The sequence below is a fragment of the Rhizobacter sp. genome, from assembly GCA_021153565.1.
Classification (GTDB): domain Bacteria; phylum Pseudomonadota; class Gammaproteobacteria; order Burkholderiales; family Burkholderiaceae_C; genus Albitalea.
Genome location: JAJKJU010000272.1, coordinates 1 through 6749, shown reverse-complemented (window position 1 = coordinate 6749; position 6749 = coordinate 1). Strand labels below are relative to the sequence as shown.

Genomic DNA, 6749 nt, shown 5'->3' with positions numbered 1-6749 from the left:
TTGTATTCGCGATTGACATTCTGGAAGTTGCCCGTCTCCTGATCGAACACTTGCCCCGGGAAGCGCTGGTTGAACCGAAAGACGCTCAGCCCGTTGGGATTTTCATCGGGCGAAGTATTGCCGAAAACTTCGGCCGAGTCCCAGCGCCAGACGATTGCATGGTCGCTACTTCTTGCGATCACACGCGTCGTGTCGAGGTGGTCGGCGTACGCATAGCTTACGCTGGTGGAGAGCGTCGAACTTGCGGCCGATCCCGTCGACTTCAGCATAGCCACCGGCGTCCCGTTGAGGTACACGGTTTCGAAGATCGGGTTGAGGCTGGCGTCGTATTCACCAATGAGCTGCCCTGCTTCGTTGTATGCAAAGTAGCCCGCCCCAGTCGGCACGAGTGTGCCGATCTTGCTCACCCGCTGTTCGAGCCCGTTGTACTTGTAGCTGACCGTGCTTCCAGCGACGGTCGCACTGCTCATCCGTCCGCGGTCGCTGTAGCTGTATGTGGCGTTCCCATCGCTCGTGATGTTCCCCGCCGCGTCATACAGATACGTGTTCGTCACCGTGCCGCTGGTACCGGCCGTCTGCACGCTGGTGAGCCGGTTGCTCGCCGGGTCCACTTTGTTGAGGTACCCGCCAGAGCTGGTGGTCAGGTCGGTCCGATTGCCCGTCGCGTCGTACCCGTACCCAAAGTAGCTGCCGTTCACCACCGTCTCGTTCACCCGATCCAGCCCGTCGTAGGCGAAGCCCTGATCGAATGGCGTTTGAGCCCCCGCAGCATTGGTGTGCGTGAAGCCCAGGATGCGCCCCGCGTTGTCATAGCTCAGCGTGCGCATGAGGCCCGCTGATGCGCCCGTTCCTGCCGGGTTGCCCAAGGGGTAGGTGGCCAGCCGCCCGAAGCCGTCGTAGGTCCTCTGATAGGCCGTGCCATCGCTCCAGGTCCAGTTGAGGATGTCGTTGGCCCCGTTATAGCCGATGCCCGTTAGCACGTTGAGCGTGCTGCCGCTGGTGCCCGCTCCATTGGCATTCACCGGATTCACGCTCACCGCGTTCACCCGTCCCGCTGCGTCGTAGCCGTAGTTCATCCGATTGCCGCTCGGGTAGGTGATGGCGGTGAGCTTGCCCGTCGCGCTGCCTGTCGTGCCCCAGGTGTAGCTCACGTTGAAGGTCTTGATTCCCACCACCTGCGTCTTGGTGGTGACGCGCCCGAACCCGTCGTAGCTGTAGCTCGTGCTGCCCGACTCGTCGGTGATCTTGCTCAGCTTGCCGATGCTCGTGGCCACCTGGGTGCTGCCTCCGTCGTACTCGAACACGGTGGGCGTGCCGCTCGCATAGGTGGCGCTCGTCAGCCGATTCAGGCTGTCGTAGGTGTAGGTGGTGGTTTTGCCCCGTGCGTCGGTGCTGCTGGTGAGGTTGCCCGCCGCGTCGTAGCTGCTGGTGGCCGTGCCGCTGTCGGGGCTGGCGGTGGCCTTGACGTTGCCTAGGCCGTCCACGGTGTAGCTCGTCACCAGCGATCTCTGGTCCGTCACCCGGGTGAGCTGGTCGCGGCTGTCGTAGCCCATGCTGATCACCGGGGCGGGTTGCCCAGCGCTCGGCGCCGGCTGGGTCACGCTGGTGGGACGCTGCAGGGGGTCGTAGGCCGTGGCGGTCTGGTTGCCGTTGGGGTCCACCACCGTCGTGCGGTTGCCTTCGGCGTCGTAGCCGTACAGCCAGGTCATGCCGCCCGGCGGCGTGGTGCTGCTGGTGGCGCCGACTTGCACGCTTGCCGCACTGGAGGTACTCGTGGTGTTGCTCGCGTCACCGGCGTAGCTGGCCGTGATGCTGTGGCTGCCGGCGGCGCTCAAGCTCGTGCTCAGGCTGGCTTGGCCGGAGGCGAGCGTGGCGGTGCCCAGCACGGTGCCACCATCGCTGAAGGTCACCGTTCCGCTCGGGGATGCCCCGCTGACCTCCCCCGTCAGCACGAGTTGGGCGCCCGCCGATACCGGGTTCGGCGCCGCGGTCAATGCCGTGCTGGTGCTCGCGGCGCTCACCGCGAGGCTCGCAGTGGTGGAGCTGCTGGGACTATTGCCGGCGTCGCCGACATAGCTGGCCGTCAGGCTGTGCGTGCCGGCGCCGGTAACGGCAGTGGCGAGCGTGGCGGTGCCTGCATTCAGGGGCACGCTGCCGAGCACGGTCGCGCCATCCTTGAAGGTGACGTTGCCCGTGGGCGACGTGCCGCTCACGGTGGCGGTGAGCGTGACACTGTCGCCCGCGGTGATGTTGCCCGGTGTCACGTTCAGCGTGGTGCTGCTTGGAGGCAGGCTGATCGTCTCCATCACCCCTGACGACGTGCTCGGCGCGTTGTTGGCGTCGCCTGCGTACGCTGCAGTGAGGCTGTGGCTGCCGCTCGTGCTGAAGCTCGTAGCGAGCGTGGCTTTGCCGTCGCTGATCGTTCCTGTCCCGAGCGTCGTCGCTCCATCCTTGAACGTCACGGTGCCCGTGGGGCTTGCACCGGTGATGCTGGCGGTGAGGGTGACGCTCTGGCCGCTGAGGGCTGGGTTGGCCGAGGCGGTCAGCGCGGTGGTGGTCGGTGTGCTGCCGCCGGAGGTCAGGACGTCGCACTCCTTGACGGTGCCGGGGAGCGGATCGCTGACGAAGTAGGCGTGGGTGCATGCGCCGCTGCCGCTCACGGTCTTCTGGATCCAACTGCTTCCTGCGCCGTAGCGCACGGTCTGCGTGCCGCTGACGCTGAAGGATGCGCCTTCGCTGGCGATCTTGGCCCAAGTGCCCCCTGTGGCGTTGACCGTCTCGCTGAGCGCGGCCAAGCTCGCACCGTTGTTGGCGTCGCCTGCATAGCTGGCCGTCAGGCTGCGCGCACCGGTGATGCTGAGGCTCGTCGCGAGCGTCGCTTTGCCGTCGCTGATTGTTCCTGTCCCGAGCGTTGTCGTTCCATCCTTGAACGTCACGGTGCCCGTGGGGCTTGCGCCGGTGATGCTGGCGGTGAGGGTGATGCTTTGGCCGATGGAAACAGGGTTGGCCGACACGGTCAGCCCGATGTGGTGGGCGTGCTGCCGCCGGAGCTCAGGACGTCGCACTCCTTGACGGTGCCGGGCAGCGGGTCGCTGAAGTAGGCATTGGTGCATGCGCCGCTGCCGCTCACGGTCTTCTGGATCCAGGTACTGCCGGCGCCGTAACGCACGGTCTGCGTGCCGCTGACGCTGAAGGATGCGCCTTCGCTGGCGATCTTGGTCCAAGTGCCCCCTGTGGCATTGACCGTCTCGCTGAGCGTGGCCAAGCTCGCGCCGTTGTTGGCGTCACCTGCATAGCTGGCCGTCAGACTGCGCGCACCGGTGATGCTGAGGCTCGTGGCGAGCGTGGCTTTGCCGTCGCTGATCGTTCCTGTCCCGAGCGTCGTCGCTCCATCCTTGAACGTCACAGTGCCCGTGGGGCTTGCGCCGGTGATGCTGGCGGTGAGAGTGATGCTTTGGCCGATGGAAACAGGGTTGGCCGACGCGGTCAGCACGGTGGTGGTCGGTGTGCTGCTGGCGGAGTTCAGGACGTCGCACTCTTTGGTCGTTCCGAAGACGGGATCGCTGCCGAAGTAGGCGTTGGTGCATGTGCCGCTGCCGCTCACGATCTTCTGGATCCAGGTGCTTCCGGCGCCGTAACGCACTGTCTGCGTGCCATTGACGCTGAAGGATGCGCCTTCGCTGGCAATCTTGGTCCAACTCTGGGCGTGTGCTGCACCGCCGATCAGCATGAGCATGCCGATCAGCGCAGCCCGGAAAAAGCCGCCGATGAGTTCCGTTGTGCCGCAGTCATCGACGAACGACGGACTTGTGCTTGCCGTGAGCCTGATCGCTGTCTTGGCAAAGACGCTTTGGCCTGCAAGGCCGAGCAGTGCAACGCACAGCATCGCAAACACCCGCTGCACGCACAGGCATGCGGTGTTCCATGCCGTGACCCTTGGGCGGCGGCCCACTCCCTGCATCTCTCGCATCTTTGCCCCTTCGAATTGATCTGCTGTTTTGAACTGACGACTCTGACTCATTGCCCCGCCCCTGTGACTTGCTGCACTCGTCCCAGGGCGTCGAACACACGCGTGATGTTGCGTGCCAGGTTGCCGCCCGCATCCTTGAGCCTCTCGCCCGTCCTGTTGCCCGCGTTGTCCAGCGTGTACGTCACCGTGTTGCCGGCGCCGTCGGTGATGCCTGTCAGCCGGTGCGCGTCGTCATAGATGTACTGCAGCGTCACCGCGTCGGGCAGCGTCACTTGCTTGAGCTGGACCACTGCGTCGTAGCTGTAGATAGTGACCTGCGCGGCACCGCCACCCGCGGGCGTCACTGTCACGCTCTCCACCCAGCCGCGCGGCTTGTAGGTAATGTCGGTCGACACACCTGTCGAATCGATGCTTCGCAGCAGTCGACCGGCCTTGTCGTAGCGCAAGTACTGCATCACGTGCCCTGCTGGGTTGGTCACGCTTTGCAGGTCACCCAACGTATGGTCGGACGTTGTGTCTGCGTAGTACGTGTACGTCGATGTGTTGTTTACGTCCGTACGCGGGCCCTTGGCTGTCAACACTTGGCCGTATTGGTTATAGATGTAGGTCCACATCCTGATAGCGACGCTCGCATCAAGGGTCGCATTGAATCCCTGACTGCCATCAGCGTCAGTGGTCGTCTGCTCGACTTTCTTGCACAGCACCGCGATCGGTTTGCCGTCGGGAAGCAATGCAGCGCTCGGCGTGCAACTCGCGATCGCGTTGCCGGCCGTCGGGTCAGGCTGGCCGTTGTAGACGTAGGTGCTCAGCTTGCGCGGTTCAGCCTCCTGCGCCTTGAGTCGCCAGTCAGAGTGCCAGACGCTGCTGACTTTGCGGCTCCCCGTCGGCAGCACCGCTCCCGCTGGCGTCACGCCGTCGCACGACGTGGTGTTGGGCAAGCCTTCCACCCTGGTCGACTCCAAGTTGCGGCTCAGGTCCGTGCAATAGCAGACCCGGTTGCCATTGAAATCGTCCGCACTCGCTACGTTGCCGTTGGCGTCGTAAGTCTGCTCGCTCGTGCTTGCCGCACATCCGGATCCGGCTGGCTGGTCCTGACTGCCCAGCCTCGGCATGCCTTGCACGAGCACAGCGCCCAAGGTGCTGATGCTGCCATTGGGCTTTGTAATGGTGATGCCCTGTGGAAGTTGCCAGTAGTGGTCGCGCCACACGACGTTGGCAACGCTGTCGTAGCGTCTCGACGATGTTCCACGAAGGCGCCGTGTCATACGTGACGCTGTAATGATCGGCGCCACCCGCGGCGTCAACGTACTTGAATCCGCCGGACGTGGCCGTCAGGCGGTCCTGTACGTCTGGATCGGGCACATAGCCAGAGCCCACGCGCACAAAGCTTACCCAGGCGCCTGCCCCTCGTGACGCCTGGATGGCTTGAGTCGTGCCACTATTGTCCAACTGCAACACCAGGCTCTTGTGCAGGTTGCTCGACCAAAGGTCGCCAAAGGACGCGGAGGGAATCGCGCTGAACGTTGGCGAGCCATCCACACTCGGGACCTTGCGTCGAGTGTCGTACGCGGCCACAAGCTTGCCGCGTCGCGCGATGTCCCACGGGCTGCATGTCCGAACGATCGCTTCCAAGTTCTTTTTCTTCCCGATGATCAAGGCGAGCGCCTTGATTGATGTGCCGCAGCTTTTTGATGCCGCTTTCGCAAATTTCTTGCGACGCGAAAGTGTCTCACGGCTTGTTACTTTTGGAATTCTTCCAGCCAGCAGTCTATAAAAATAGCCAATATTTAGGCATTCTGAAACGCTATCTTGAATTCACTATGTCAGCCCGCGTCGAGTTCCCAGGAACATAGGCGTACTCCCGTGATGCAGGCTTTGTCATTTCTGACGATTGGGTGACGACGGACATCACTCCGCGAATTCCTCCGTTCGGCGTCGTCACCAGTTTCCACTCCGCCGTTCCAGTCATCGGATTGACATACAGCGCTCTCAAGTGCCGACGTACGGTGATAGACCGGTTGTCCTGCAATAGGTCTTGCAACGAACTCGGAAAACTCTTTACGCGCCCAGGCGTCGACTCGTAATAGCTGCCAATGGCCTGCACGAATTGCTGACCGACCCAATCGAGTTGTTCAAGTCGCTGGCGTCGCGCAGTGGTGAACCACACCTCGGATGCCGCCGCGAGCCCGATGCCGATCAATGCGATGGCAAGGAGCACGCCAAGATAGGTGAAGCCTGACTGCCTTCGCATGGCTACCAGCTTCCGTACGCGGGGCCATCGCGGCTCATCTTGCTGGAGCCGCTGCGGACGTCATAGACCCCGCCTGTCTTTCCGTCGGGATGCGCCACCGGAACCCATGTCGATTCGCTCTCTGTGATGGGATCCGCGGGAATGGCGCGCAGATACCTGGCCTCGCTGAGTTGCGCCAATGACTCCGGCAGTCGACCCGTGTCGGCGCGGTACTTGTCGATGGCCTCGCGCAGCATTCGCAGATCGGTGCGCAGTGCCGCCTCCTTGGCACGGTCGACAGATTCGAAATAGCGCGGTGCGGCAATCGATAGCAAAAGAGCCAGGATGGCCATCACCACGAGCAGCTCGATGAGCGTCTCGATTGCCCCAATGGCGAAACTTTGTCTGCTGACCAGTACTACTCACTCGCAGTCTGATCTCAAATGCACTGCCGGGCTTCGCTTGGCCCGACGTCCTTATTGCGACAGAACCCGAGAAAGGGTATGTCTTTGCTCCTCTGTCCCGAATCGATTCAAGTAAGCCTCTCCA

The 6749-nt window shown here is 63.1% G+C and carries 5 protein-coding genes; all 5 read right to left on the bottom strand.

Features of this window, described 5'->3' with window-relative positions:
* Nucleotides 1–3014: RHS repeat domain-containing protein (locus AC30NL_RS17500; RefSeq protein WP_489465270.1), on the bottom strand; the 3014-nt coding region annotated here is incomplete at its 3' end.
* Nucleotides 3015–3016: 2 nt separating this feature from the next.
* Nucleotides 3017–3970: an Ig-like domain-containing protein gene (locus AC30NL_RS17495; protein ID WP_489465269.1), complete on the bottom strand. Its 954-nt coding sequence runs from the start codon at nucleotides 3968–3970 to the stop codon at nucleotides 3017–3019.
* Between the two features lie 47 nt (nucleotides 3971–4017).
* On the bottom strand, nucleotides 4018–5235 hold the full coding sequence (locus AC30NL_RS17490; RefSeq protein WP_489465268.1) for a hypothetical protein: 1218 nt from the start codon (nucleotides 5233–5235) through the stop codon (nucleotides 4018–4020).
* A 539-nt stretch (nucleotides 5236–5774) separates the two neighbouring features.
* Nucleotides 5775–6221 (bottom strand): type II secretion system protein, encoded by a 447-nt coding sequence (locus AC30NL_RS17485; protein WP_489465267.1) that lies wholly within the window; start codon nucleotides 6219–6221, stop codon nucleotides 5775–5777.
* A gap of 2 nt (nucleotides 6222–6223) precedes the next feature.
* Complete coding sequence (locus AC30NL_RS17480) at nucleotides 6224–6583, bottom strand: type II secretion system protein (RefSeq protein WP_489465271.1); 360 nt, start codon at nucleotides 6581–6583, stop codon at nucleotides 6224–6226.
* Nucleotides 6584–6749: the final 166 nt, after the last annotated feature.